The organism is Azotobacter bryophylli, assembly GCF_042643485.1.
Classification (GTDB): domain Bacteria; phylum Pseudomonadota; class Gammaproteobacteria; order Pseudomonadales; family Pseudomonadaceae; genus Azotobacter; species Azotobacter bryophylli.
In genome coordinates this window covers 272,366-295,577 of the sequence record NZ_JBHRSJ010000035.1, presented here as the reverse complement: position 1 = coordinate 295,577, position 23,212 = coordinate 272,366, and the positions used below count along the sequence as shown (strand labels likewise).

At 65.0% G+C, this 23,212-nt stretch carries 23 protein-coding genes, 1 tRNA gene and 1 pseudogene; 3 read left to right on the top strand and 22 right to left on the bottom strand.

The features are described 5' to 3' along the window. From ACFOJE_RS20455 to ACFOJE_RS20365, 19 genes are all read right to left on the bottom strand, one after another. Positions 1 to 1,386 (bottom strand): hypothetical protein, encoded by a 1,386-nt coding sequence (locus tag ACFOJE_RS20455; protein ID WP_377816820.1) that lies wholly within the window; start codon positions 1,384 to 1,386, stop codon positions 1 to 3. Next, the gene (locus ACFOJE_RS20450) at positions 1,383 to 2,273 is read right to left on the bottom strand and encodes a hypothetical protein (RefSeq protein WP_377816819.1); all 891 of its coding nucleotides are present in this window, start codon (positions 2,271 to 2,273) and stop codon (positions 1,383 to 1,385) included. The genes ACFOJE_RS20455 and ACFOJE_RS20450 overlap by 4 nt, the downstream gene beginning before the upstream one ends. Beyond that, complete coding sequence (locus ACFOJE_RS20445) at positions 2,270 to 6,886, bottom strand: phage tail length tape measure family protein (protein ID WP_377816818.1); 4,617 nt, start codon at positions 6,884 to 6,886, stop codon at positions 2,270 to 2,272. The genes ACFOJE_RS20450 and ACFOJE_RS20445 overlap by 4 nt, the downstream gene beginning before the upstream one ends. A 91-nt stretch (positions 6,887 to 6,977) precedes the next feature. Then, positions 6,978 to 7,532 carry a hypothetical protein gene (locus ACFOJE_RS20440; RefSeq protein ID WP_377816817.1) on the bottom strand — a complete coding sequence of 185 codons (555 nt, stop codon included), beginning with the start codon at positions 7,530 to 7,532 and terminating at the stop codon, positions 6,978 to 6,980. A gap of 160 nt (positions 7,533 to 7,692) precedes the next feature. Then, positions 7,693 to 7,881 carry a hypothetical protein gene (locus tag ACFOJE_RS20435; RefSeq protein WP_377816816.1) on the bottom strand — a complete coding sequence of 63 codons (189 nt, stop codon included), beginning with the start codon at positions 7,879 to 7,881 and terminating at the stop codon, positions 7,693 to 7,695. Between the two features lie 32 nt (positions 7,882 to 7,913). Then, complete coding sequence (locus tag ACFOJE_RS20430) at positions 7,914 to 8,267, bottom strand: hypothetical protein (RefSeq protein WP_377816815.1); 354 nt, start codon at positions 8,265 to 8,267, stop codon at positions 7,914 to 7,916. A gap of 56 nt (positions 8,268 to 8,323) precedes the next feature. Then, on the bottom strand, positions 8,324 to 8,806 hold the full coding sequence (locus ACFOJE_RS20425; protein ID WP_377816814.1) for a hypothetical protein: 483 nt from the start codon (positions 8,804 to 8,806) through the stop codon (positions 8,324 to 8,326). An 84-nt stretch (positions 8,807 to 8,890) separates the two neighbouring features. Then, positions 8,891 to 9,274: a DUF3168 domain-containing protein gene (locus ACFOJE_RS20420; protein WP_377816813.1), complete on the bottom strand. Its 384-nt coding sequence runs from the start codon at positions 9,272 to 9,274 to the stop codon at positions 8,891 to 8,893. Continuing rightward, positions 9,271 to 9,765 (bottom strand): HK97-gp10 family putative phage morphogenesis protein, encoded by a 495-nt coding sequence (locus ACFOJE_RS20415; RefSeq protein ID WP_377816812.1) that lies wholly within the window; start codon positions 9,763 to 9,765, stop codon positions 9,271 to 9,273. The genes ACFOJE_RS20420 and ACFOJE_RS20415 overlap by 4 nt, the downstream gene beginning before the upstream one ends. Before the next feature lie 9 nt (positions 9,766 to 9,774). Further along, positions 9,775 to 10,095 carry a phage head closure protein gene (locus tag ACFOJE_RS20410; RefSeq protein ID WP_377816811.1) on the bottom strand — a complete coding sequence of 107 codons (321 nt, stop codon included), beginning with the start codon at positions 10,093 to 10,095 and terminating at the stop codon, positions 9,775 to 9,777. A 3-nt stretch (positions 10,096 to 10,098) separates the two neighbouring features. Beyond that, positions 10,099 to 10,431: a head-tail connector protein gene (locus ACFOJE_RS20405; protein ID WP_377816809.1), complete on the bottom strand. Its 333-nt coding sequence runs from the start codon at positions 10,429 to 10,431 to the stop codon at positions 10,099 to 10,101. Positions 10,432 to 10,442: 11 nt separating this feature from the next. Beyond that, entirely contained in the window at positions 10,443 to 11,606 is a 1,164-nt protein-coding gene (locus ACFOJE_RS20400; protein WP_377816808.1) for a phage major capsid protein, read from the bottom strand. A gap of 11 nt (positions 11,607 to 11,617) precedes the next feature. Further along, positions 11,618 to 12,283: an HK97 family phage prohead protease gene (locus ACFOJE_RS20395; RefSeq protein WP_377816807.1), complete on the bottom strand. Its 666-nt coding sequence runs from the start codon at positions 12,281 to 12,283 to the stop codon at positions 11,618 to 11,620. Positions 12,284 to 12,300: 17 nt separating this feature from the next. Next, entirely contained in the window at positions 12,301 to 13,572 is a 1,272-nt protein-coding gene (locus ACFOJE_RS20390) for a phage portal protein (protein ID WP_377816806.1), read from the bottom strand. Beyond that, positions 13,572 to 15,320, bottom strand: coding sequence for a terminase large subunit (locus ACFOJE_RS20385; protein WP_377816805.1), 1,749 nt, complete (start codon positions 15,318 to 15,320; stop codon positions 13,572 to 13,574). Before ACFOJE_RS20385 ends, ACFOJE_RS20390 begins: the two co-directional genes overlap by 1 nt. Further along, entirely contained in the window at positions 15,286 to 15,816 is a 531-nt protein-coding gene (locus ACFOJE_RS20380; RefSeq protein ID WP_377816804.1) for a phage terminase small subunit P27 family, read from the bottom strand. Before ACFOJE_RS20380 ends, ACFOJE_RS20385 begins: the two co-directional genes overlap by 35 nt. A 116-nt stretch (positions 15,817 to 15,932) precedes the next feature. After that, the gene (locus ACFOJE_RS20375; protein ID WP_377816802.1) at positions 15,933 to 16,292 is read right to left on the bottom strand and encodes an HNH endonuclease; all 360 of its coding nucleotides are present in this window, start codon (positions 16,290 to 16,292) and stop codon (positions 15,933 to 15,935) included. Next, the gene (locus ACFOJE_RS20370) at positions 16,276 to 16,599 is read right to left on the bottom strand and encodes a phage holin family protein (RefSeq protein WP_377816801.1); all 324 of its coding nucleotides are present in this window, start codon (positions 16,597 to 16,599) and stop codon (positions 16,276 to 16,278) included. Before ACFOJE_RS20370 ends, ACFOJE_RS20375 begins: the two co-directional genes overlap by 17 nt. A gap of 238 nt (positions 16,600 to 16,837) precedes the next feature. After that, a complete protein-coding gene (locus ACFOJE_RS20365; protein ID WP_377816800.1) occupies positions 16,838 to 17,764 on the bottom strand; it encodes a BRO-N domain-containing protein in 927 nt (308 codons plus the stop codon). A 463-nt stretch (positions 17,765 to 18,227) separates the two neighbouring features. Here ACFOJE_RS20365 and ACFOJE_RS20360 point away from each other — a divergent pair, with 463 nt between their 5' ends. The 3 genes from ACFOJE_RS20360 (at position 18,228) to ACFOJE_RS20350 (ending at position 20,397) form a co-directional block, all read left to right on the top strand. Next, positions 18,228 to 18,506 (top strand): hypothetical protein, encoded by a 279-nt coding sequence (locus ACFOJE_RS20360; protein WP_377816799.1) that lies wholly within the window; start codon positions 18,228 to 18,230, stop codon positions 18,504 to 18,506. A 33-nt stretch (positions 18,507 to 18,539) separates the two neighbouring features. Continuing rightward, positions 18,540 to 18,917: a hypothetical protein gene (locus tag ACFOJE_RS20355; RefSeq protein ID WP_377816798.1), complete on the top strand. Its 378-nt coding sequence runs from the start codon at positions 18,540 to 18,542 to the stop codon at positions 18,915 to 18,917. 631 nt (positions 18,918 to 19,548) lie between these two features. Continuing rightward, positions 19,549 to 20,397 (top strand): hypothetical protein, encoded by an 849-nt coding sequence (locus ACFOJE_RS20350; protein WP_377816797.1) that lies wholly within the window; start codon positions 19,549 to 19,551, stop codon positions 20,395 to 20,397. Here ACFOJE_RS20350 and ACFOJE_RS20345 read toward each other — a convergent pair. The 3 genes and pseudogenes from ACFOJE_RS20345 to ACFOJE_RS20335 all read right to left on the bottom strand — a co-directional run. Further along, a tRNA-Val gene (locus ACFOJE_RS20345) sits at positions 20,386 to 20,456 on the bottom strand. The two genes, ACFOJE_RS20350 and ACFOJE_RS20345, sit on opposite strands and share 12 nt — an antisense overlap. 210 nt (positions 20,457 to 20,666) lie before the next feature. Continuing rightward, positions 20,667 to 21,173, bottom strand: a complete 507-nt coding sequence (locus ACFOJE_RS20340; protein ID WP_377816795.1) for a hypothetical protein — start codon at positions 21,171 to 21,173, stop codon at positions 20,667 to 20,669. 328 nt (positions 21,174 to 21,501) lie between these two features. Further along, positions 21,502 to 23,169: pseudogene (locus ACFOJE_RS20335) on the bottom strand (primase-helicase family protein); the annotation flags it as partial. Positions 23,170 to 23,212: the final 43 nt, after the last annotated feature.

The window sequence follows — 23,212 nt, the reverse complement described above, 5'->3', positions numbered from 1 at the left end:
TTACCCCTCATAGGTGAGACTGGCCGTGCCGGCATCGAACGATGCGGTGCCGTTATGGGACGTGAGGCGTAGCGTGGTGAGGCCCCCCGGCAATGCCACGGCGCCGGACGTGCTGGTCTGCCGGGTGTTGTCCGTCCGGGAGATCGTGCTCTTGAAGGCCCAGACGTTGCCCCCCATGTGCTCGAACTCCAGGAGCCCGCTGTAGACCATGCTCGCGTCGGGGCCCGAGGGGTTGTCCAGGTCCACGCCCGTGCTCAGGTTCACCGCCGACACGCCGCCGTTGACGGTGACCGCCACGGCGCCCCCATATCCGCCGGAGACGATCCCGGCAGCGGTGCCGAGCTGGGCCATGATGGCCGTGGCCGCGTTGAGGCTGGCGCCGTTGAAGCCGACCCGCAGCCGCTTGGCCCAGCTCGGAATGGCGGTGAAATCCACGGCCGTGCCCGACAGCGTTTGACTCACTGGGCCGGAGATGCCGCAGGCGCCAAGCGTCGATCGAGCTGTCAGGGCATCCGCGTCATCGATCAGGGTCTGGATGAAGGCCGTGACGTTGCCGGCGTTGAAAACCCGGTATCCACCGACCAGCAGGCCGTTTACCCCGACGCCATCCACATTCAGCACGTCATCGGCGGTAAGGATCAGGCGAGCGTCAAAATCGACCAAGTTGTCATTCGAGAAATCAATGAAAGGGGTGCCCCCATTAGCCCGCAGCTCCAGGGAGTAAAGCTGGGCCACAGATTGAGACTCGACCAACTGGCCAGCCCCTGTCCCGACCCCACGAGTGGCAGCGGTCCCCAGCCCGAGTACGGCCTGCATGGCCCCGGTATCGGCCGACGCCAGCAGATCCCGCGCCTTGGTGGTTAGAACGGCCAGTGCGATTGCCCCTGCTCCCGTGAAATACGGCAACTGATTTGCCAAAGCCGCCAGGCCGGCCAGGGCATTCAAGTTGGCAGCGGCAGCCTGCTTTCCGGCCAGTGACGGTTGCAGACTGGCCGGAGTGACTGCACGAGTACTGTCTAAGCCATCAGCCGTTTCTTGTGGCGTGGCCAGCGCGACGAGGCCGGGCGTTCCGCTGCTGGCCGGCGGCGCGGCCGTGTCCCAGAACACCGCGTTCTCCTGGGCGTTGATGCGCAGGACCTTGCCGGCGTTGCCGGCCAGGGCGGGAATACCTTCGGCGCTGCCGGCCACCGCCACGGCATTCAGCGCCGCCTGGGCGCTCTGCTGGGCGTCGGCGGCGCGCTGGTCGATGAAGCCGGCGGCTTCGTTGAGTTCGTTCACCAGGCCGGGCAACGCCGCGGCGAAGGCGTCGGCCTTGGCCGAGAAATCGTTGGGCGCGTCGCTGCGCGCCGGTGCCGGAGGCAGCGGCGTGATCGCGGGTAGGGTCATACCAGTCCTTCCACGGTAAGGGTCCCGTCGGAGAGCGACGGGCCGGAGATCGAGAGGGTGAAGTCCTTGAAGAAACCGAACAGCACGGTCGCCTCGTAGCTCGGCTCGCCGATCCACACCACCGGGCGGGCGCGGATCGAGGCCAGCAGGCGCTGGATGGCGCCCACCCGGGCGGTGTCGAGGCGCAGGTCGAATTCGGCGCGCTTGCTGTAGGCGCGCTCGACGACGAGGGCGTTGCCGAAGTCGTCGGTGTCCTTGCGCGAGTAGTCGGTGATGCCGACGCTGGTGCCGTACAGCGCCACGCCGAGGTCGGCCTGGGTGCCGGTGACCAGATGGCCGCAGACCGCCGGGTCGCCGGCGTTGTCGACGGTCACGCTCAGCTGGGCGGTGCCGTAGGCCGGCAGGTCCAGCAGCACGATGTCGGTGCGCCGGCCGATCGGTGCGAAGCACCAGGCGTACCAGTCGCTCACCCCGGCATCGACCAGCGACAGCGTGCGCCGGTAGACCTCGCCCTCGTTCGGGTCGGTCATCGCCACCGTCACTGTCCGGCCCTGCAGGTTGAACAGGGCCAGGGCGTTGATCACCGCATTGGGTTGCAGGGCGACGGCGATGGCGCCCACCTGCCGGGTGAGCGAGCCGACCTGGTCGTCGAACATCCGCCAGCGGTTGTCCATCCCCAGATCCAGCCAGGTAGCCGGGTTGGTGGCCGGCCCGCCCGGGTCGACGCCGCTGTGCGCAAGCAGCGCCTCGTAGAGCCGGTGACCCCGCAGGCAGCGGTCGCCGACAAGGTAGGCGGTCGCCGGGGCCCACGGCGGGTAGTCGTCCTCGGGCACGTTGCTGGCGACCAGCACCGCCTCGGTGATGTCGATGGGTTGGATGATCCTCATGGATTGAACGCCTCGTTTTGCTGCAGCACCGGCGGCAGGAGATCCGTGTTCCGGGCGGTCTTCATGGTGTGTTTGGCGATGGCGCGCAGGGCGTCGAACACCTGCGCCAGGTCGGCGCGCAGGCCGCGGAGCTCCTCGGCCGAGGCACCACCGCCGGACAGCAGGTCGGCGGTCTGCCGGGCGTTGAAGATCCGGCTCGGGCCGGTCACTTCCAGCTCCGGCCCCTGCTCGCCGACCAGCCGCAGGCCGCCGCTATGCAGGCCTCCGGCGGCGAAGGCCGGCACCGACCCGCCAGAGGCTCCGACCGCCTCGCCCAGATGGCCGATGTCCGTGGCGCCCGCACCGATCTGCCCGGTCCAGTAATCGACTTCGGCGGCGCTCGGCGCCCGGCCGAGCACGCTCTGGTAGACACTGGCGACCACGCTGCCCACGGTCGGCGTAGCGGCTGCCGCTTGGGCGGCGGCCAGCGCCTGCGCGAAGCCGTCCAAGGCCTCGGCAACGGAGCGGACCGAGTCGTCGATGCCCTTGAGCGCATCCAGCTGCGCCTGCGCCGCGCTCAGTTGGGCGTCGAGGACCGCCGCTTGCAGGTCGTAGTCGGCCTTGGCCTGGTCGATCTGCGTCTGCAAGCTGGCGACGATACTTTCCTCGGTCGTCAGCTGAGCGCCGTTGACGCCCTGCAACTGGGCGATCAGGCCGGCGGTGCGGCCCTGCTCGCGCTGCAGGTCCACCAGCGTCCCGTAGCGCCCGGCATCGATGCTGGTAGCCGCGTCGAGCGCCTCCTGCAGCCCGGTGAAATCGCTCAGCGCCCCGCCAGCCCGGGCGAAAGCCAGCGCCGACTGCAGGGTGGAGACCGCCTGCTCGTGCAGGAGGGTCGTCGCCTGCTCGGACGAGCCGGACAACTGCTTGAGCGCGGCATCCAGGCTGTTGCCGACTGCGGTCAGGCTGCCGACCGAGCTATTGGCCGAGTCGAGCAGGTCGTTCAACGAGGTCAGCCGGGCGTTGTAGGTGTCCGTCAGGGCCTGCTGCTGCGCGGCGAGGCTGGTCTTCAGGGTGTCGAACGCCGTCCCCGCCGCGTCCGCCAGACCACCGGCCCAGCTGTCCAGGGCCGCCTGTGCGGCGTTCGCCCGCTGCTCGAGGATGTCGTAGTAGGCGTCGGCCTGCCCCGCCAGGTTCATCAGCGTGGCGAACGTGGAGCGGCCGGCCTCGCTGGTCAGGTCGAGGCTCTCGACCAACGCCCGGTACCCGGCGCGGGTGGCCGGCAGGGTCTGGTCGGCGTCGGCGAAGGCCTTGTTCACGTCCGCCAGGGTGTTGGCCTGTTTCTCGGCGTCGGCGAAGAACTGGTCGTAGTAGGTGGAGACGCTGGTGGTCAGCGCCTCCAGCCCGCCGGTCAGGCCCAGCAGTTCCTCGACCAGCTTGCCGCCGGCCACGTTGGTGGTGAACAGGCCGACGTTCAGGTGGTCGAGGAGGCCGTTAACCGCGTACAGGTCATTGACGAACGTCGCCATGCCGGCAACGTCATAGCTCAATCCGGTGCCCAGGGTGGTATTCAGGTAGGTGTTGATGCCTTCCCCAGCCTGGGTGAACCAGTCCTGGACGGCCTTGGAAATCTCGTCCTGCGTCTTGCCCTTAGTGCTGATCTTCGAGCGGGTGATCTGCAGGCCGTCGAACGTGCCCTGGTCGATGGCGTAGCCAAGCTGCTCGAACAGCGAGGCGACCCCGTCCTCGGTCGTAGCGAATGCCTCCTGCAACTGCTGGGCGTTATCGCCGGTGAGTGGGTCGTAGCTGGTCTTCTTCTTGGTACCGGTGAGCAGGCCCTTTTTCTTCTTGTAGACGTAGCTCTGCGGATTCAGCTCGCCGTCATTCACCCCCAGGGCGATACCGTAGTCCTTGATTTTCCAGCTGCCGAACAGGGCATTGCTGATGCCCTGCAGGATCATACCGGGCGCATTGAGCAGACCGCCGATCACGGTGCCATCCAGACCGACCAGCTTGGTCAGCTTGTTGATGGCGCCATTCAATTCGGCAAGCGGCTGGAAGGACGCCCAGGCCAGCAGGTTTCCACGGGTACTCTTGGGGTCAGGCCTTGCCCCATCCATGTAGGAGCTGACCCCTTGATAGAGAGCCAGGGCAGCAGCCAGGGGCGGGAGCGCAGACGAAAGGCTAGATGCGATGCCCGCTGTCGCGGCGGCCGTGGATTCCGCCGCAGTTGCCGCTCCGGCTGCCGACTCAGCAGCAGTGGCTGCCGATCCTGCTGCCGCCGCTGCGCTGGAGGTCGCCTCGGTCATGGAGCCGATACCAAGCCAGCCGCCGACCTTGCTGACGATGTTACCGATGGATAGGGCGCTGCCGAGCTGGCTCAGAATGCTGGTCTGGCCTCCGCTGCCGCCGAAAATACTGCTCCAGATCCCCGTGTTGGCTGCTGCTTCCGCCGACGAAACAACGCCCAGCGCCGAGCCGATCTGCAGCATGATCGGCCGGGTAATGGCCATATGGGCCAGCTCGGCCAGCATCTGCTCGAAGGCGCGCTTCAGGCTGCTGGCAAAGCTGTCGAAGCCGTGGCCGATGTTGAGCCAGGCATCCGAGAACGCCTGGTCCACCCGGTCCAGCTGGCGTTCGGTGAACTGGGCCCATTCGCTACTGGAGGCCGCATTCTGCTGGTATTCCTGATCGAGCAGGCCCAGCAGGCGGGCGTATTCCTCGGCGGAGAGCTTCCCGTCGGCGAGCCGCTGGTTCAGGGTTTGCTGGTCTCGCGCGTACTGCTCGGCGGCCGCGGCCGCCGGGTCGAGCCGGTCGGCCAGCGACTGGAACTGCTGGCTCTGCTCGGCGATGGCCTGGTTCTGTTTTTCCCAGTCGGCCTTGTTCAGCGCCTGCCAGGCCGATTCGACGGCGGACTGGTAGGTATCGAGCGACAGGGAGCCCGCAATCAGCCCCTTGTCCAGCGCGGCCAGGGTCTCGCCGTATCGGCGGCTGGCGGCCTCGGCCGGGAGCAGGCTGTCGAGCAGTTGCTGGAATGAGGCAGCTTCCCGTTTCTGCGCCTCAGCCGCCCTCTTGCTGGCCTCGGCCTGGTCCTTCGATGCCTGCTCGGCTGCCCGCTGGGCGTCGACCGTCCGGGCCTGCGAGATCAGCGCCTGTTTCTGCGCCTCGCCGAGCCGGGCCAGTTCCCCCCGCTCGATCTCGTAGCGGACGCGGGCCTCTTCCGAGTTCTGGCCCTGCAGCGCGGCGGACTGTTTCAGGCTGACCAGCCGGGCCACATAGGCCTGGTTCAGCGATTCCTGCGCCTTCTGCTCGCGCTGGTCGGCGGCGATACGCTCCTGGTTCAGCTGGGCCTCTTCCGCGGCCGATTCGGCGATCAAGGCCTGTCCCTGCTGCTGGATGCGCAGGCCGAGCAGGGCGTTGTTCAGTTCCTCTTCGCTGGGGCCGAAGTCCAAAACGCTACCGGTGAACGGGTTGTGGCGCAGGTTCTCCAGCTGCCCTTCCAGCTGGCCGATCTGCTGCTCGAGGGTCTTCTCGCGGCCCAGGCCAAGCATGGCGTCCCAGGCTTCGCCGGCGGCGCCGGTGATTCCCCGCCAAGCCTTCTGCAGGGTACCCAAGTGCTCGTCGATCTGTCCGGCCCGCTCCGTCAGGGCCGCGGCATAGGTATCGGTCGCCAGCTTGGCGGCCTCAGTCGTGCGGCCCTGCTCTTCCAGCGCACGGATCTGCCGGTAAACCGCCTCGGTCAGGTAGTGGTACTGCTCATTCAGCTTGGCGCTGGCCGCGGCCGGGGCGTCGGCCAGGGCGGAAAACGCCTTGACCGTGTCGGCCACCGCCGTGCCGGTGGCCTCCTCCATGGCCAGCGCCGCCTCGGCGATGGCACCGAGCTGGTTCTCGGCGAACCGGCCGCTGCCGGCGAGCTCGGCCAGCGCCGCTGCGGCGGCGTGCTGCGTCGAGCCGGCCTGGTCCAGGGCGATGGCCATGCCGGCCAGGGCATCGGCGCTGGTACCGGCAGCGTTGCCGGTGAGGATCAGCGCCTGCGCGTAGCCCCGAGCCTCGGCCGCCCCCTGCTCATGAGCGGAAAGTAGGACGGCAGCGGCAGCGGCAATGGCGCCGAAAGTACCGGCTACCGGCCCGACGGCGGAAGCCACCCCGCGCGCGGCATTGCCGATCCCACCGAAGGCGTCGCGCACCTGCCCGCCCTGCTGGATCGCCACCTGCCAGACCGGCATCCCGCTGGCCAGGCTGCTGACCACGTCCGACAGCTGCATCGGCAGCAGACGCATGGCCTGGGCGTATTGGCCGGCGCTGAGTCCGCCCTTTTTCAGGGCCTCGTTCGAGCTACTCAACGCCGGCACGATCCGGGCCGCGGACTGCGAGGTGCCCGTCAAGCCGGACTCTAGCAGGTCCAGACGGGCATAGGCGGCGGCGACGCTGGCGTTCAGGTCGCCCAGCGCCTGGCCGACGGCGCCGGAAATGGTCGCGTCGATCCGGTCGAAGGCCCGGTCGACGACGGACAGGCTCTTGTCGATCTTCCGGCTGGTCGAGGCCACCGCCTGGTCGGCCAGCTCCAGCTCGCGACGCAGCTGGGCTGTGGTAGCCTCGATGCGGATCAGCATTCCCTGGACGTCTTGGTCGGCCATGCGGTTCTCCGGGCAATAAAAAACCCGCCGGAGCGGGTTGGTTGAATGAAAAAGCCCGCACTAGGCGGGCTCCGATGTTTCTGGGTTGCAGCTACGGCTGACGCATGATGATGTTGTATCGGCGCTGGTACTCGTCATACGAAAGCGATTTGTCTGCGGCCAATTCATTCAGTAGCTTGGCACGGGAACTTTCGTCAGCAGATTTGCTTGGCACAGAAACCGCAGCTGTTTGCGGGGGCTCGGATGGCTGAAGATTCACATGGGCTGCTCTCGGGAGCTTGTACATAGCCCCGGTTAAAGGGTCGACAAAGAGCATCCCGATGATCCCGCCGAAGCCGAGATTCCCCCAATACCAACCATCTACCTTACTATCGAGCAAGGTCGACTTTTGCTCGTATCCATCTTTCCGGTAGATGATTCGGTATGTCTCTCCGTCAAAATACCCGGCCCCAGCATCAAGCATGATGTGATCCGGGGTTACACCCCTATTCACAATCTCGCCGTCCTCGTTAGCAATCTCGAACTTGGCCCCTGTTGGATTCGAAGAAATTTCAACTTGGTATTTCGAGTCGCTCACGATGCTTGCGCAGCCCGTCAACGTAATTACTGCAGTGGCGAATAAAAGACGAAAAGCTTTGTAAAGCATGGGCGTACATCCCTGTTCGTTGTGATAGCATGATTATATCAAAATGACATCAAAAGAGCCCAGATTAGGATCTCCTTGGCTGGAAGGAGGACCGCCTCCTCCAGCCTTTGGGAACATGCTGAGGCGTTGCAAAGGTAATTGCCTGATCAGTTCAGGCTCATCACGTCGACCGCGCCCGCAGCGCCCTACGCATCTCCTGCGGCGTCTGCTTCTCCGGCTCCTTCTTCCCGCCCCCGAACGGATGGAACGCGATCGCCCACTCGATCTTGGCGTCCATGGCAATCAGCAGTTCCGGGATCGGCGTGCGCCAGGCCACGTCGGGCAGCCAGCCCAGCAGGCCGGTGGCCACGCCGAACAGGTAGTCGACGTAGCTGCCGTCCCTTACGGCGCTTTCGCGCTCCCGTCCGGTTCCGCGTTTCCCTCCTTGCCCTCCTCGGCGCCGCGCGGATTCAGCAGGGCCAGCAGATAGGGGCGGATCTGGCCGTACACGCGCACCACGCCCGCCTGGAATACGCCTTCGGGCAGGGTCTCGGCAGCCTTGCCGGTGAGGCCAACGCCGGCGGCGATGACATGGGCGACGGCATCGACGGACATGGCGTCGCAGGCCTGGGCCGCCTTCAGCAGGCCGCCGTAGCGCAGCTCGATGGCACGCACGGCGGCCAGGTTCGGGACCAGGGTGAAGACGTCTTCGCCGACGGTAACGGCGGTGGTGCCGCGCAGGGTCTGGGTAGTCATGGGGAGTTCCTCGAGTCAGAAAGGGCAAGCCCGCCCGGGGCGGGCCGGGAAAAGGATCAGGCGCCGGCGTCTTCCAGGATCGGACTGTTGACGGCCACGGTGACCACCCGCTGCACGACATCGTTGCCGGAGCCGGGCTGCTTGCGCACGCCCTGGACGGCTACGGCGCAGTAGTCGATAAGACCGTCGACGTACTGGATCTTGAGCGGGTACAGGTAGTAGAAACCGGCGCGGTCCTTGCTGGCCGCCACCAGGGCGTCCTGGCCGGCATCCCCCGCATCGAAGGCGATGGTCAGATCGACGGTGCCACCATCGGCCACGCCTTTCAGGTGGGTGACGCGGGACTTGGCCAGCGCGGTGTAGGACACATCGCTAACCGAGTCGCCGTAGTCGCCGACGCCGATCAGTTCGCCGATCTCGGTATAGGTGATGGCGGCCGCCTTCAGCGCGGCCAGGTCGGTGGCGTCGTCGTCGCTCAGGGCAGCCGTGAGTTTGCTGCCGATGAACACGCGGGTGCCGGCACCGGTCATGACGGACATGGGTTGTCTCCTGTGGAGTGATGCCGCAGGCGCGGCAGGAACGAAAAGGCCCGCGCTGGGCGGGCTGGATTGGTTGAGCTGGCGTCAGTGCGGCGTCAGAACCTGCAGGACGACCTGCCCTTGGTAGGTACGGCCGTCCGGCTCGCGGTTGGTGCTCTTGCGCCGGACGCTGATCCGGGTGGACTGGCCCGAACCCAGCGGCAGGCTCTTGCCGTGCACGGCGGCGTCGATCTCGCCCATGAGGCGCTTCACCTCGGCCTGCCCGGGGTACTGCGACCAGACGGACAGATACAGGAAACGCTCGTCCATACGACTGGCGAGGAAGTCGCGGTTAGCGGCGACCTCGTAGTCGAGGGTCACATAGGGAAACGCGGCCTCCTCCGGCACTGCGTCGTAGACCGGGCAGCTCAGCCCGGCCGTCAACGCCTGGTAGAGGGCGGCCTGGACAGCCAGGGCCGGATCGCTCACGGGCCACCTCCGGCGGCGCGGGCCAGGGTGCTGGCGATGGCCTGGCGGATCAGCGCCACCATCTCGTCGCGGTTCAGGTCGTAGGCCGGGCGAACGAACGGATGCGCCGGGCGGGCCGGGATGTCCGGGTACTTGCCGAACCAGTGCTCGCCGTCGCTCTTGTTGCTGTCGCGCCGGTTGCGATTGCCGGCGCGCTTCTCGCCGGACACGCCCTTGGTGCCGTACTCGATGAAGCGCAGGTAGTAGAACTTCCGGTTGGCCTTCTTGCCGCGCAGGCCGATCTGGGCGTCCAGCCCGGACTTGGCGACGAAGGCCGTCAGGGCGGCGGCTCCGGCGCCGGTGTCCTTCGGCGCCAGGCGCTGCATGTCGGCGAGGATCTTGTCGGCCCCCTCCTGCATGGCCGGCTTGAGCTCGTTGTCCAGGGTCTTGTGGATGTTGCGCAGGGTGCGGCGCAGTTTGAAGTCGCCGAGGATGCGGGATCGTCGGGCCATGGTCGTTCCTCAGAGATGCGCAACGCTGGAGCACAGCAGCCGGAGCAGCGTGCGTTCGTTGTCGGGCAGTACCGCCTCGATGGCGTAGGTCGTGCCGCCGTGCACCAGGCGCATGCCCGCCCGGATGTCGGCGGCCAGACGCACGCGGATCTCGGCGGTCACGGTGGCCTCCAGCTGCTGGGCCACGGTGGCGACGCGCCCGGTCGGAATGGCGATCTCGGCCCAGAGCGAGCGCCGCTCGGTCCAGGTTTCGAGACCGCCGCCCATGCCGTCGGCGGTGCGCTGTTTTTGCTGCAGGGAGCAGCGGTGGCGGAGTCGGCCGGCCTGCATGGCTCACCCCGCCACCGGCAGCGGGCCGCCGTAGAAGTTGCGGCAGGTCCAGAGCAGGGCCTCGACCGCCAGCGGCACCTGCGCGGCGATGGTTCCGGTGACCACCGCCTCGCGATTGGCGAACCAGTGGCCGACCAGCATCAGGACCGCCTGCGTCATCCGCGGCGGCACCCGCTCCGGCGCATCGATCCCCGGCTCGTCGACGACCGCCAGGCAGTAGTCCAGCGCGGCCTGCGCGTACTGCTGCAGCAGGCCGTCCTGCAGGTCGTCGTCGACATGGCAGTGCAGGCGCAGCGTTTCGAGCGGCACGACCGCCGCGGCGTCAATCGTCACCATAGGGACCTCGCTCAGGGGGCCGGGACGGTGAAGGCGCCCTTGACGATCGCGGCCGGCCGGTAGTGGGCCACGGCCAGGCGCTCTTCGCAGAGGATGGTCAGCATGTTCTTCACGAAGTTGTCCCGGTCGTGCAGGCTCACCTCGATGCTGGCGTTCATCCGGTCCCAGACCTGCGAGGCCATGTCGAAGCCGCCCACGGTGAAGGTGCCTTGCGCCTGGGCCTTGGTGGCCACGACCGGCAGCCCCCACATCACCTTGGCGGCGAAGGCGGCCGGACCGCCGAAGACGTACTGCCCGTTGGCGTCCTTCAGCAGCGCGATGGCATGCCAGTCGCGCGGGTTGAGGATGATGCCGCTGGCCTCGAACTCCGACTCGCTAGTCTGGAAGATGGCGTGGGCGATCTGGTCGGCCTTGCTGTCGCCGGCCGCGTCCAGGCTCGCGTCGTAGGCGGTCGCCACCGCGTTCAGGCCGATCAGGTTGTCGCCCGTGCCGTCGCCGTTGAGCAGCTGGGTTTCCTCGACCAGCGCCAGGCCGTACAGCAGCCGGTTGTTGACGTAGGACTGCAGCTGCGGCGCGTCGTCCATCACCTGACGGGACGCCTGGATCCAGTGGGCGATGGTTTTGACGTTGGCCGTTTCCTTGGCGAAGGTCAGGTTGGACTCCGGCTTCAGCGCCTTCTCCGCCACTGGCGCGGCGCCGTTGGTAAAGACGTTCTCGCGCACGTATTCCAGCGAGTTGCTGGAGATCTGCCCCTGGGCCAGCAGGTCGCGGATGGTCAGGCGGCGCAGGCCGGGCATCAGGATCCCCGGCAGAGTCTGCGGTTGGATCAGCGCGCCGGCGCTGGCCGCGCCGCTGTCCAGCGCCTTGTGGAAGGACTTCACCTCGGCGTGGCCGGAGCGGCCGTCCCAGCCCTTGATCAGCGCCTCGGCGGTGCGTTCGGCGAAGGATTTCTCGGTCTGCGCCGGGTCGAGGCTGCCGGAGGCCAGCTTCTGCTCCAGGTCGAACAGGCGGGTGCCGGCGGTCTTCAGCTCCTCCTGTACCTTGATCAGGTCGCCCTGCAGCTGCTTGCTGACGGCACCAGTGGATTCGATTTCTTTCTTCTGCGCCTCGAACAGCTGCTGCATGTTCTTCTGCGCGTCTTCGATGGCTTTCTGGATGATGGCCAGATCGGACATGGGGAAACTCCTCAGTTCAGGGAGGGGAAGGTCTGGATGCGCTCGAGGAGCGCGGCGAGGGTGACGCGGTCGCCGCCTTCGGACTCGCTCCGAACCGCGGACTTGATGCGGGCGATGAGGCCCTGCGCTTCCGATTTGGAGAGGCCGGCCGAATCCCTCAGCCAGTGCTCCGCGTCGCGAAGGCTGTCGATACCCTCCAGGCTCTTGAGCGAGGACACGGTGGCCTGCTCGTTGGCCGGGAAGGTGCAGATGCTGATCTCGCGTAGCGCGGCGACGTTCTTGAAGATCCGCCCGGTCGCGCCGAGGTCGTAGTCGTCCTTGGTGGCCAGGAAGCCGACCGACATGCCGCCCACCGTGCCGTGGGCCATGGCGGCCTTGAGGTCGGCGGCGCCGGAATGCCCCGGCGTCAGCTCGCCGCGGACGAACAGGCCCTTGCCGTCCTCTTCGAGGGCGAGCCACTTGCCGACCGGGATCTCCCAGGCGCGGTGGTTGTAGAACATGGCCACCGCCCGGCTCTGGCTGGCCAGCGCCTTCTTGAAGGCCCCCGGCAGGATGATGTCGCCGTCCGCGTCGGTCACGTCGAACACGCTGGCGTAGCCCTCGAACACGCCCTGGGCCTGGTTGGCGAACTTGATTTCGGCCTGCTCGAAGGCCAGCGTCTTGCAGATGGTGGGCATGCTTGCCTCCAGAAAAACTAAACCCCGCTCGGGGCGGGGTTCTGCGGTTGGCCCAGCTGGGCGATGGGCACGTTCTGCGCCTGCCGGGTCGCCACGTCGCCGCCCGGCAACGGCGGCCGGTTGTCCAGCCGGCGCGCCTCGTTGATGGTGAGCAGGCCGCTGTTGACCAGCGCGGTCATGAAGGTCGCGCGCGCCGCCGAGTCGCCGCGCAGCAGTCCTTCGAGGTTGTGCTCGGCGTGGTAGCGGGCGATCTCGGCCGGCTTGACCAGCCAGCGCCAGATGGCCGCCTCCCAGCGGTCCAAATAGGGCTTGAGGGTGTACTGCAGGAAGCCGAGGTTCTGCTGCTCGATGCCCGAGCCCCAGCTGGTGGAACGCTCCACGTCGCCGACCAGATGCGGCGGCACGCCGAAGAAGCGGGCCAGCTCGGCGACCTGGAACTTGCGGGCGGCCAGGGTCTCGGCGTCCTGCGGGCTGACGCCGATGGCCTGGGTGGTGAAGCCAGCCTCGAGGATCCACAGGCGCTTCTTCACCGGGCCGCCGGCGATCTCCTTGAAGTTCTGCTCCAGCTGGGCGCGCTGGTCCTTGCTCAGCGTCCGGTCGCCGGTCATCAACAGCTGCGGGGACTTGGCGCCGTTGGCGTAGAAGTCGCGCTGCTGGTCTTCCATCGCCACCGCCACCCCGGCGGCGCGGGTGGCGAAGGCGATGGGCGAGAGGCCGACCAGGCCGTTGAAGCCGAAGCCCTTGAGATGGAAGACCTCGCTCGGCTTGAAGTCGGCGTATTCCGTGTCGCGCTTGTAGCGGTAGATGACCCGCTTGCCCTCCAGACGCACGTCCATGTTGGCCGACAGCAGCGGCAGCAGGCTGATCACGTCGCCCGCGCCGTTGCGCTCGATCAGCGCATAGGCGTTGCCGTAGAAGCACAGCTGCATGGTCATGGCCTCGCGGAACTCCACGGCGGTCATGTACGGGTTCGGGCTGTAGCGCAGCAGCCGGGCCAGGGGCTGCTCCAGGCCGACCCGGGTCCGCTCGTCCCCCTTCGTCTCGAAGACATCCAGCGGCAGGCCGGCGACCACGCTGGAGATCAGCCGGACGCAGGCGAAGACCGTGGCGATCTGCAGCGTGCGCTCGTCGGAGACGACCGAGTCGCCCACCGTGCCGCTGGCCGAGACCGGCCCGGTCTGCGAGCCCTTTTCCGGCGTGACCAGCCGCCCGCCCGAGAAGAAGGCGCACACCCGTGCCCAGAGCGGGCTGTTGGTGCGCAGGTCGATGCTGTAGTCGGTGTCCGCCATCACATGCTCAGGGGTTGGTTGAGGAAATCGTCGATGTCGACGAACTCGGGCGCGTCGTCGGCCACGCCGAATGCCATGGCCAGAGCCACCACGCCGTCGATGCGTCCGGTGCTTTTGCGCTTGGCGAAGATCCGGTTGTCCTTGTTGTCCGCCTCCAGCACCGCGCAGGCCGCGTTCCAGCGCAGACAGGGGTTGGCCTTGATGCGCACCCGCCGCTCGGTCAGGGCCTGCTCCAGCAGCTCGATGGAGCGCGGCATCCAGAGCCCGGATTCGGCGGACTTGTAGTAGCCCTGCCCGTGCGAGACCAGCTCGACGGCGATGCCCTCGGCATCCAGCTGCGGCGTGAAGTACTTGATCCGGTACGGGTCGAAGGCGATGGCCCGCACCTGATAGCGCTGGACCAGCTCGCCCACCCGCTGGGCCACCGAGGCGTAGTCGACGGCACTGCCCTTCGGGGCGCGGATGTGCCCCTGTCGCAGCCAGACGTCGTAGGGCACCCGGTCGGTGCGGGCCCGCTCGTGCAGGGTGTCGCCCGGCGTCCAGAACTCGACGAAGGCCTTGCGCAGGCGCGGGAAGTACAGCGCCAGAGCGGTGAGGTCGCGCGCCCCGGAGAGGTCGAGCCCGCCGTAGCATTCCTCGCCGATCAGCTCGTCGGGGTCGAAGTCTTCCTCGCACTGCATCCAGAGATGGCCCGAGATCCAGGGGTTATCGGCGTCCACCCACTGACAGAAGTTCAGCCGGCGGACGGTGGACTCCTTCGCCGGCATGCCGCGCGCCTCGGTGACCTGCTCGCGCAGGTACTTGTAGCCCGGCACGCCGCCGTTCGGGTCGTCCGCCTTGCCGAAGGCCAGGCTGGGGTTGACCTTGGGCCAGCAGGATTCGTCCTTCAGCGGATCGTCGCCTTCGTCCAGGCTGCAGATGAAGGCGAAGAAACTGTCGTCCTCCTTGGTGCCCGCGCAGAGCGCCCGGCCGTACTCGTGGTACTCGTAACAGAGGCTGGTTCGGTCGTGGCCGCTGTTGGTGATCATCACGATCAGCGCCTGCCGGCGGCTCTTGGTGCCGGCCCGCATCATGTCGACGACCATGCGGGTCTTGTGCTCGTGGATCTCGTCGAGCAGGGCCACGTGCGGCCGCGGGCCGGACTGGCCGTCGTCGGCGCTGATCGCCCGGAAGAAGCTGCCGCTGGCGTGGTGCGCCAGGTTCCACACCTTCTCGCCGCGCCCGGTCTTCTCGATCCGCTCGGCCAGCAGGGCCGACTGATCGACCATGGAGACCGCATCGCGGAACAGGATCATGGCCTGGTCCTTCTTGGTCGCCGCGGCGTAGATCTCCGCCCGGGGCTCGCCGTCCGAGGTCATGCCGTACAGGCCGATGCCGGCGGCGAGCGGCGACTTGCCGGAGCCCTTGGCCGTCTCGATGTAGGCCGTGCGGAAGCGGCGGTAGCCGTCCGCTCCCTTCCAGCCGAACAGGCTGCCGAGGATGAACGCCTGCCAGGGCAGCACGACGAAGGGCTGGCCCTCGAACTCGCCGCCGTTCAGGCAGAGCACGTCCTCGTAGTAGCCGATGACGTGGTTGGCCGCGTCGAGGTCCCAGTGGAGGCCGCGGGCCGGGCCGTGCTCCAGGTCGTTCAGGTGACGCTGGCAGGCGTTGCGGATGTCCGGCCCGGCGACGATCCGGCCGGCCAGCACGTCGCGGGCGTAGTCCGTGGTCCGGTCAGAAGTACTTGTCTGCGATCCGCTTTTGCTCATTGGGGAATAGCTCGCCTTGTGGCGCCTGGGCCGCCTTCAGGTTGCGCCGGGCCATGGGTGTGAAGCCCAACTTGGCGCCGGCGGCATCGGCCCGGCGCTCGGCGTCGTTGCGCAGCTTGCGCCAGATGGACAGGTCCTTGGCGCCAGTGCGGTAGGTCTGCACGTCGCCGCTGTCCGGACTGGCCAGCCGGGCGTTCAACTCCTGGATGCGCAGCGTCCAGCGGCGGTAGTCGCTGACCGCCTCGCAGTACTGGCCCAGGACCTGGCGGTCGAGCGTCGAGATCAGGCCCAGCGTCATCAGATCGGGCACCACCCGCTCCCACTCGGCCTGGGCATCCTCGTCCAGCCAGTCGGGCATGGGCGGCGCCTCCACCGGCAGGAGCGGCTGGGTCGCCTCCTGCAACAGATCGCGGGCGTTCTTCTTGCTGGGGTTACCGTTGAGCAGGTGGACGATGGCCGGTTTCGCAGGTCGCCCGGAGTTGTGGTTTCCGCTCATTTTCACCTCGGATCTCGCGTAGGAACGCGCTCTGTCCGGAAGGGGGCCCCCTCCATTTTTCCCGCCGTTGCACAAAAAGGGGCTAGGGCGGTCTCGTCTCGAAGGGCCCCGAACTTCTACCCTCCCCCCACCCCATGCCAGTGATGCCCGGCATCGATCGGCAGACCGTTCACGTCGCAGCCGATCTCGACGCCGCGCTTCTCGATCCGCTGCTTGGTCGAGTCGTGATGGCTCTTGCAGAGGCCCTGCCAGTTGTTCTTGTCCCAGAACAACCGCTGCGCCTGGGCGATGGCGGCCTTGTCGCCGCTGCGCAATGCCTGCTTCAGGCGGTGCTCGCGGATGTGGTCGACCACCGTCGCGGCGACCGCTCGCCCCTGCGCCTGACACATCGCGCACAGCGGATGCCCAGCCAGGAAGGTTTTAGCCGCCTTCGCCCAGCGCGAGTTGTAGACCCTCGGCTCAGCGCGACTCGACATCGCCCAGCCCTGCCTTCTTCGCCAGCCAGCGGGTGTAGAGCCCGCCCACCACATCCGCACCGACCACCGCCGTGACGATGCCCAGCCCCGCGGCCATGTACAGATCGCCCCACCCCGCCATCGCCAGCAGCACCGCCGCCATGCCCAGCAGGCCGGAGGCCAGGAAGCGCAGCGCGACCCGCTGCAGGATCTGCCGCAGCGTCAGGTTGTGGCCGGATGCCCTGAGCATCTCGCCGGACAGCCCGGCCAGGCTCAGCAGCATCACCAGCCAGAGCGGCATATCGGCAAGAGATTGATCGGTAGACATCGGCGCTCCTTGGCGAACGGTGGAAACGAAAGACCCCGCCGAAGCGGGGTCTGGGGAAGAGTCGGGGATGGAGGTGTTGCGGGAAGGTCGCCTCAGTCGCAGCGACCACAAAAGTAGCGGCTTTGTACCCCTCGACCGGCAGTGGCGTAAACGGGGGAAAAACGCCAGTTCGATTCGCCGCCGACTCGCGTCCGGTTCGCAGCCGACTCGCAGCACTTCGCCCCGACGAACGGTCGCCTCAGCGCGGCGCCTTCGCGCCCTCGAAGCGCTGCAACGTGCGGCGGTCGCTCTCGAAGCCGTCCAGCGCCTGCCGCAGGTTGCCGGCCATCAGGCGCATGGTCAGGTCCAGGCGCTTGGCCAGCGAGCGCAGGGAACGCAGCTCGTACAGTGGGCCATCCACCCGGTAGCCGGCATCGGCCAGTTGGCCGAGCAGCGCCTCGGCGGGAGAGTACTCGCAGAGCAGCACATCGCCGCAGGTCATCGTCAGCACGTTGCTGTGCGCGTCGTCGTGCTGGAACTGGTGAGAATTGCGCGCCTTCCAGTCCTCGATGGGGAAGTCAATCGGCAGGCGGCCGAGCACCTTCGGCGCCTCCGGCTCCAGCAGCTCGCCCTCCAGCACGATGCGCGCGACCAGGCTCACCGCCTCGGTGAACTGCTCCGGCGCGATCTCCTTGTAGCCGCAGCCGAACTTGGCCTTGAGCGCCGACCAGCACACCGTCGCCGCCCTACCCCGTGCCGTTTCCGGCAAGCCCTCGATGCGCGCCGCCACCAGCGCCTTGAGCGCGCCCTGCTGGTCGCTGGTGAGGCCATTGGGCAACGCCTTGGGTTTGCGCTTCGGATTGGCAGGGGCAATAGCAATACCTTCCAGAACATCGAGCACCCAGCGGCGGAACTCCTTGGCCACCTTGGTGCGAGCGAACATCGCCAGCAGGTGGGCACCGCGGAGGGAGAAGATGCGGACCTGCTGCCGACCGCCTGCGGTATCCAACTCGACCACGGCAGTCATCTCGCTAGTGAACTCGTCCGCGTTGCGGTCGTAAACCTGTTGGACCTTGTAAGGGTTGGCGTACCCGAGGGCTACCCCAACTTGAGGCAGCCTTAGCCACGGCTGGCCGTTGCGATCAACGATATCGAACTGGGTGTTGTGGAAGGCGAGCGCTTGCATGGGAGTCGATCCTGTACGAGAGACTGATCTCCGCGTCCATCCGCCAAGATGGGTGAGCGGAACCGTGCGGGTTGGCGGACCGGGTACAGGAACCGGCGGGCCGTGAGGCCCCCACACACGGCCCGCCCATAACGGGTGTAGCCATGCTGCGGACATAAAAAAACCGCTCTTGTGGCGGTGTTGTCCGCCTGTACTTACCGGGCCGCCAAGCCCAGGCTGCCGATTTGGCGGCAGCGGGAGAACATTAGCGGGGGAAGCTGGTGGAAGTCAAATGGTGAGCTATTCTCTGAGTGAAGCGCATATAAAGGCGGCTATACATTCGTATATGCCCGTGAAACCGGCAAGGGAAGAAGATATGGTGCAACTTATAAGAAATGTCCTTCCCAAATCTCACCCAAACAGTCATGCACAGACAAGAGTCCATCCATGACTGGTAGCACCTAACATTCGCCAGAGGACAAAAATGTCAAAAACATTTACAGCATATGCTGCACCAATGTCGTGGGGACCATGGACTACAATCCAAAGCCATGGCGGATCTATAGCCTTTAAGATTTCTTACACATCAATCGGTGACACCCTAGTTACAGGGAAGGTGAAGTACTACAAGGACAACGAAAATATGACCGAAGAAGAATTCAAAGATGAGATCACAATTCGAACGGCAGATGTATGGGCAAACATTGGCGTTTGCTTCAAAGGAATCCCTCTTGGCTCAACTGTCGAGGGAGTAATAGAGTAGCAGCCGACCTTCAACCACCAAAAGGAAGAAATAATGAAAACCAAGATAATGTCTATCATTGCACTTTTGGCTGTTGGATTTTTGACCTCTATAGCAGCCGCAAAAGAGCCATCTGATTTTATCAAAAGACCCACAGCCGAGCAGATATTACTTTACTCGGACGCCCTTGCAAAAGCACCTTCAGCAGATCGCAAAGCCGCTACTGATGCTCTCCAGAAATGGATGGATGGGAGCCTGACAAACCAAGAAGCCGCGAAGTATAAGGATATGCTTAAGTTAACCCCAGAGAACACATCAATTAAGCCCATGGGGAGCACTGAAGCTTGCTTGGCGTGTATAGCCAGCTGTTGCTTTTGGTGGGGTTGCAATGTTGCTTGTGAGGCAGCATGCGCAGTTGGTGCGTGTAAATAATCGCGTAGCACGTAGGGTAGACAACAGCGCAGCCTTGTCCACCTCCTTTAATCGCTACGCGAGTTACCCACCCTACGGCTGACCACCACGCACTCACCCAAAGGCCCGCCCTTCCCCGTCTGGCCTTTCGCTCTCAGCGCTCCCTCTTTGGAAACTCCAGAACCTTACCAGTGCTTCCCGACGCAGCCTGTTGGCTCTGTATTGCAGCAAGTAGGGTAGACAACGGCGCAGCCTTGTCTACCGATGCCAGCGGTGGGTAATCACTACGCGAGTTACCCACCCTACGACTGGCCATCACACAACCGCCCAAAGGCTCCTCCCCGCCGGGCCTTTCGCTTTCAGCTACTATCCGCACTTCACGCCGTCCCGACCATGGCTGCCGATTTGGCGGCAGCGGGAGTAACCTTCGCAGGTGGGTGGGCAGGGAACTAGCCGAGAAGTTCGCAGCGTTTCAGGAGAGCTAACAGGCGCTGAGCCACGAGGTTTATAAAACCGAAATCGACTAAATTAGCCATAAAACCCACAAAACAAACTGTTTGACATAGGGGGACTGGAATACTCTACCGGTCACACCTAGCGACTCCATACGCTACCAGTTTTCGTCAATAGCCAAAAAGCATTAAGCCCAATAATGACAACCCTCATCAGCTGGATCACATATGACCAAAACAAACAATCATCATTATATATTGCAAGCGACAGCAGATTAAGCTGGAGCAGCCAAGTCACCTGGGACTCCGGGCGAAAAGTTTACTGCTCAAGTAAGTATCCGGACATCCTTGGGTATTGTGGAGATGTAACATTCTGCTCTCAAATCACATCCCAAGTAATGACATACATAGATTCATGCGAAGTCTTCGAAGTAGAACCCAGCCCACACCAACGCTTCCAACTAATCTACAATCTAATCAAGCGTTCATTTGGCGCCTACCCTACAAAATGCGCTTTAGATGAATTTAGCATTATCTACGCAACGAGAATAAAAAAATACTCCTTTGCCGCATTTGAAATAAAATGGAGCAAGGCCAAAGGCTGGGAATCAAACGAATTAAAAATCCCCAACCAAACAGGGATCATAACTGCATCTGGCTCTGGAGGAGGAATATACAAAAACAGATACCGCAATAATTTCGAAAGATCTGATATTTCTGGCTATAGCAGATCTTATTATTCCTGTTTGTATCACCACGTGATCTCCGGGGATGACCCTCTAACTGGAGGACCGATACAGCTTGCAGGGATTTTCAACACCAAAGCAGCAATACATCACGGGGTATTAATGGGCGGAGCCAGATACATCTACGGAATGGAAGTTGATGAAACACAGAATATGAACTGTGTAAGGTGGATAAATGAGAACTTTGAGAACTGTGATGGGCAGGCGTTAGTACGCCACGCGAATGCTCAAAGGCAACCGCTTCCCAAGAACATTGGAAAGCCACTGGGCAAAGACTCTCGAAGAAAACCCTTGCCCAGGTAGGGCTTGCACCTACGACCTCCTTCACGTGATGAAGGCGCTCTACTAACTGAGCTACTGGGGGATAAAACTAAAAACCAAATAAGAATTTCGAATTTAACCTAAAAACAATCTAAAACATAGAGATTGGTGTAGACCACAGCGCCGCCTTGCCTATCGATACAAATTGCTGGCGATCATCACGCTAGCGGTCCGGACCACCAGCCTAACCGCCACGTCCCCCAAAGGCCCGCCCTCCCCACCGGGCCTTTCACTTTCCAGCCACCCACCCTTCACGCCGCCCCAACCATCAGAGCCCGCCAAGCCGCCCTATCCGCCTCCCGCAACCGCTTCTCCAGCCGCTCCGCCACGGCCCGGTGCAGTTCGGCCACCTGGGTGCGGTAGGTGCGTTCGCTGATCGCCAGCTCGGCGAGCTGGGCGGCCACTGGGGGCTGCTCGCCGGCGTGGACGTAGCGCACCTTGGCCAGGGTGTAGAGCGTCAGCCCGCGGCCGCCGAGGCCGCCTTCTTCACGTGGGGCGCTCAGGGAGCGCAGCACGTCGTCCACCACGCGGCAGACCCGGCTGTACTGGGCGAACAGCGCCGCCACGCCCAGGCCGCGCTCGCCGCCGCTGCTACGGCCGCCGCCGAGCCATTGGTCGGTGTCGCCCAGCGGGGAGCGCACGGAGGCCTCCAGCGCCGGCGCGGCGAGTTCCTGGCCCCATTGGCGCAGCAGGTCGTCCACCGCCGATACCATGCCGCCTGCGCGCACCTGGCCCTTTTCTACGCCCTCAACCGCCATATTCCTGCTCTCCTTCTGGTCGAATCGAACCCTAGTCGGAAAACCCTCAACCCTAGCTATAACCCTAGCTACAAAAAGTCCTTTAATTTCAAAGGCTTCATAGGCTTTTACTAGGGTGTCTAGGGTTGCTAGGGGTTTTCCTTCACGCATGAGAAAAACTCGTCGGCACGCATCGAGGCGCCGTCAGTTACCGGGAAAAACCCGCTCGCGTACGCGCGCGCCCGCATGAACCCTAGACACCCTAGACAGACTCCCGCTAAGCCAGCAACGGCGCGGGTTTGCGCTGGTTAGGGTTGGCGAATTCGCCCCTAGACAACCCCTAGCAACCCTAGACAGGCGAGGCATCGGGCACCTCCTTGGGTCTTTCCGCTTCCATGGGCACGGTGAAGCCAAGGCACTTCTCCCACTTATCCGGCCCCCAGCCGGCCCAGTAGGCCGCACGGCGAAAGGCCCGTATCTTCGCGCCGACGGCCTTGCCGTCGCTGAGGTCCAGCGTCTCGCCCTCCGGCACGAAGAGGATCGACCGTCGTCGGATGCCGTCGTCGCCGAACCAGCCGATCTGGCCGCTTGTCTTGGGCACCTGGGTGGAGAGGAACTGCGAGAGCTTGGTCGTGCTCAGGGTGTGTTCGCGGTTGCGCGAGCACCACACCAGAAAGAGGTCGTGGATGTCTTCTGTGCGCGCCAAGCCAAAGGGCACGCCCAGCGCTCCGTACCGCCAAGCCACGAGAAAGCTCTCCCAACTGGCCCGGCTCAGGGCCACCAGCCGCTCCCGCGCCTCGGTATGCGGCGGTCGGGTGCGTCGGTTGAAGTCGCCCAGGTCATAGCTCAGCAGGTAGCCGTACAGCGCCGCCAGCCCGCCATTCGCCAACTCTTGCTCTACCGCCTTCTGTCGTTCCTCGGGCAGCGTTTCCTCGGGCCAGATCACCAGCATGCGCCGGTCGTTCTCGCTGATCGGCCAGGGCATGATCTCGTTGGAGAGGAAGACGGCGTTCATGTGGTTCGCCTCTTCCCAGCCGTTGACGAACTTCGACTCCATCCGCACCGTCTTGCCGGTGATCATGTGTTTGATCTTGCCGACCTGGTTGTAACGCTGGTCGCGGCTGACCACCTCTTCGAACACGGCGTAGAGCTTGTTCGACTGCCACACCGTCCAGTTCGACTCCAGTTGCGCCTGGCCGACCGTGGCGGCGTAGGCACCGTAGATCGCGCCCATGATGTCCGCCGACAGCAAGCTCTTGCCCGAGCCCTCCATCGTCGAGTGCATGAGCACGGCCGTGTCCATCTTCGCGCCCAAGTGCTGCAGCGGGTACGCCAGCCAGCAGGTCAGCCAATGTGTGGCCTTCGGGTCGCCATTGCACAGGAAGCCGATCATCCAGCGCAGCGTCTGGCACAGCTCCGGCGCGTCCACCGGTGTCATGGGCAGGCCCTCGAAGGTGTTGATGTACACCTCCGGGTCTTTGGTCATGGTCGGGTCGAAGACGATGTGATCCATGTCCACCGTGCGCCGCTGCGGGCTGTTCAGCCACAGGCCGTAGGCGTCGCCGAGGGCCATCTTCACCGCGCCTTCCGGTACACGCCGGCGCTTGGCCACGTCCCAGGCATCCTTGGTGCCGTCGATGTAGACGTAGCGCTCGGTCGGCGACATCTCCGTTCCGCCCTCGCGCGTCGCCTTTCCGGCCAGCTTCGCCTGATCGACCAGCCGCTGCGCCTGATCCTCGGCGATCAGCTTCTTGTCCATCCGCCCGAACCAGGCGGTGGCTACCGGCTTGGTCACCAGCGCCTCGAAGGCCGACTTCTTGAGGACCGTCTGCTTGTGCATGTCGAAGACCGCCGTCTTGCCCTCGACCAGCGCGAACCTCTGGAAGACCTTCGCAGCAATGGCGGCCTCCCGCCGCGCCTTGGCCTCTTCGTCCTCCCCTGCCCCCTCGGTCGCCGCAGCTGGCTCCGGCGTGTCGGCCGGCTGCACCTCAGATGGGGTGCGGGGAAGAGTCAGTGCCTGCGCGAGCTGCGCGCGCACGGCATCGAGGCCGTGGGCCACG

Coding starts and splice junctions, on each gene's coding strand:
- ACFOJE_RS20455 (WP_377816820.1), bottom strand. CDS start 1,386: ATGACCCTACCCGCGATCACGCCGCTGCCTCCGGCACCGGCGCGCAGC.
- ACFOJE_RS20450 (WP_377816819.1), bottom strand. CDS start 2,273: ATGAGGATCATCCAACCCATCGACATCACCGAGGCGGTGCTGGTCGCC.
- ACFOJE_RS20445 (WP_377816818.1), bottom strand. CDS start 6,886: ATGGCCGACCAAGACGTCCAGGGAATGCTGATCCGCATCGAGGCTACC.
- ACFOJE_RS20440 (WP_377816817.1), bottom strand. CDS start 7,532: ATGCTTTACAAAGCTTTTCGTCTTTTATTCGCCACTGCAGTAATTACG.
- ACFOJE_RS20430 (WP_377816815.1), bottom strand. CDS start 8,267: ATGACTACCCAGACCCTGCGCGGCACCACCGCCGTTACCGTCGGCGAA.
- ACFOJE_RS20425 (WP_377816814.1), bottom strand. CDS start 8,806: ATGTCCGTCATGACCGGTGCCGGCACCCGCGTGTTCATCGGCAGCAAA.
- ACFOJE_RS20415 (WP_377816812.1), bottom strand. CDS start 9,765: ATGGCCCGACGATCCCGCATCCTCGGCGACTTCAAACTGCGCCGCACC.
- ACFOJE_RS20410 (WP_377816811.1), bottom strand. CDS start 10,095: ATGCAGGCCGGCCGACTCCGCCACCGCTGCTCCCTGCAGCAAAAACAG.
- ACFOJE_RS20405 (WP_377816809.1), bottom strand. CDS start 10,431: ATGGTGACGATTGACGCCGCGGCGGTCGTGCCGCTCGAAACGCTGCGC.
- ACFOJE_RS20400 (WP_377816808.1), bottom strand. CDS start 11,606: ATGTCCGATCTGGCCATCATCCAGAAAGCCATCGAAGACGCGCAGAAG.
- ACFOJE_RS20395 (WP_377816807.1), bottom strand. CDS start 12,283: ATGCCCACCATCTGCAAGACGCTGGCCTTCGAGCAGGCCGAAATCAAG.
- ACFOJE_RS20390 (WP_377816806.1), bottom strand. CDS start 13,572: ATGGCGGACACCGACTACAGCATCGACCTGCGCACCAACAGCCCGCTC.
- ACFOJE_RS20385 (WP_377816805.1), bottom strand. CDS start 15,320: ATGAGCAAAAGCGGATCGCAGACAAGTACTTCTGACCGGACCACGGAC.
- ACFOJE_RS20380 (WP_377816804.1), bottom strand. CDS start 15,816: ATGAGCGGAAACCACAACTCCGGGCGACCTGCGAAACCGGCCATCGTC.
- ACFOJE_RS20375 (WP_377816802.1), bottom strand. CDS start 16,292: ATGTCGAGTCGCGCTGAGCCGAGGGTCTACAACTCGCGCTGGGCGAAG.
- ACFOJE_RS20370 (WP_377816801.1), bottom strand. CDS start 16,599: ATGTCTACCGATCAATCTCTTGCCGATATGCCGCTCTGGCTGGTGATG.
- ACFOJE_RS20365 (WP_377816800.1), bottom strand. CDS start 17,764: ATGCAAGCGCTCGCCTTCCACAACACCCAGTTCGATATCGTTGATCGC.
- ACFOJE_RS20360 (WP_377816799.1), top strand. CDS start 18,228: ATGTCAAAAACATTTACAGCATATGCTGCACCAATGTCGTGGGGACCA.
- ACFOJE_RS20355 (WP_377816798.1), top strand. CDS start 18,540: ATGAAAACCAAGATAATGTCTATCATTGCACTTTTGGCTGTTGGATTT.
- ACFOJE_RS20350 (WP_377816797.1), top strand. CDS start 19,549: ATGACAACCCTCATCAGCTGGATCACATATGACCAAAACAAACAATCA.
- ACFOJE_RS20340 (WP_377816795.1), bottom strand. CDS start 21,173: ATGGCGGTTGAGGGCGTAGAAAAGGGCCAGGTGCGCGCAGGCGGCATG.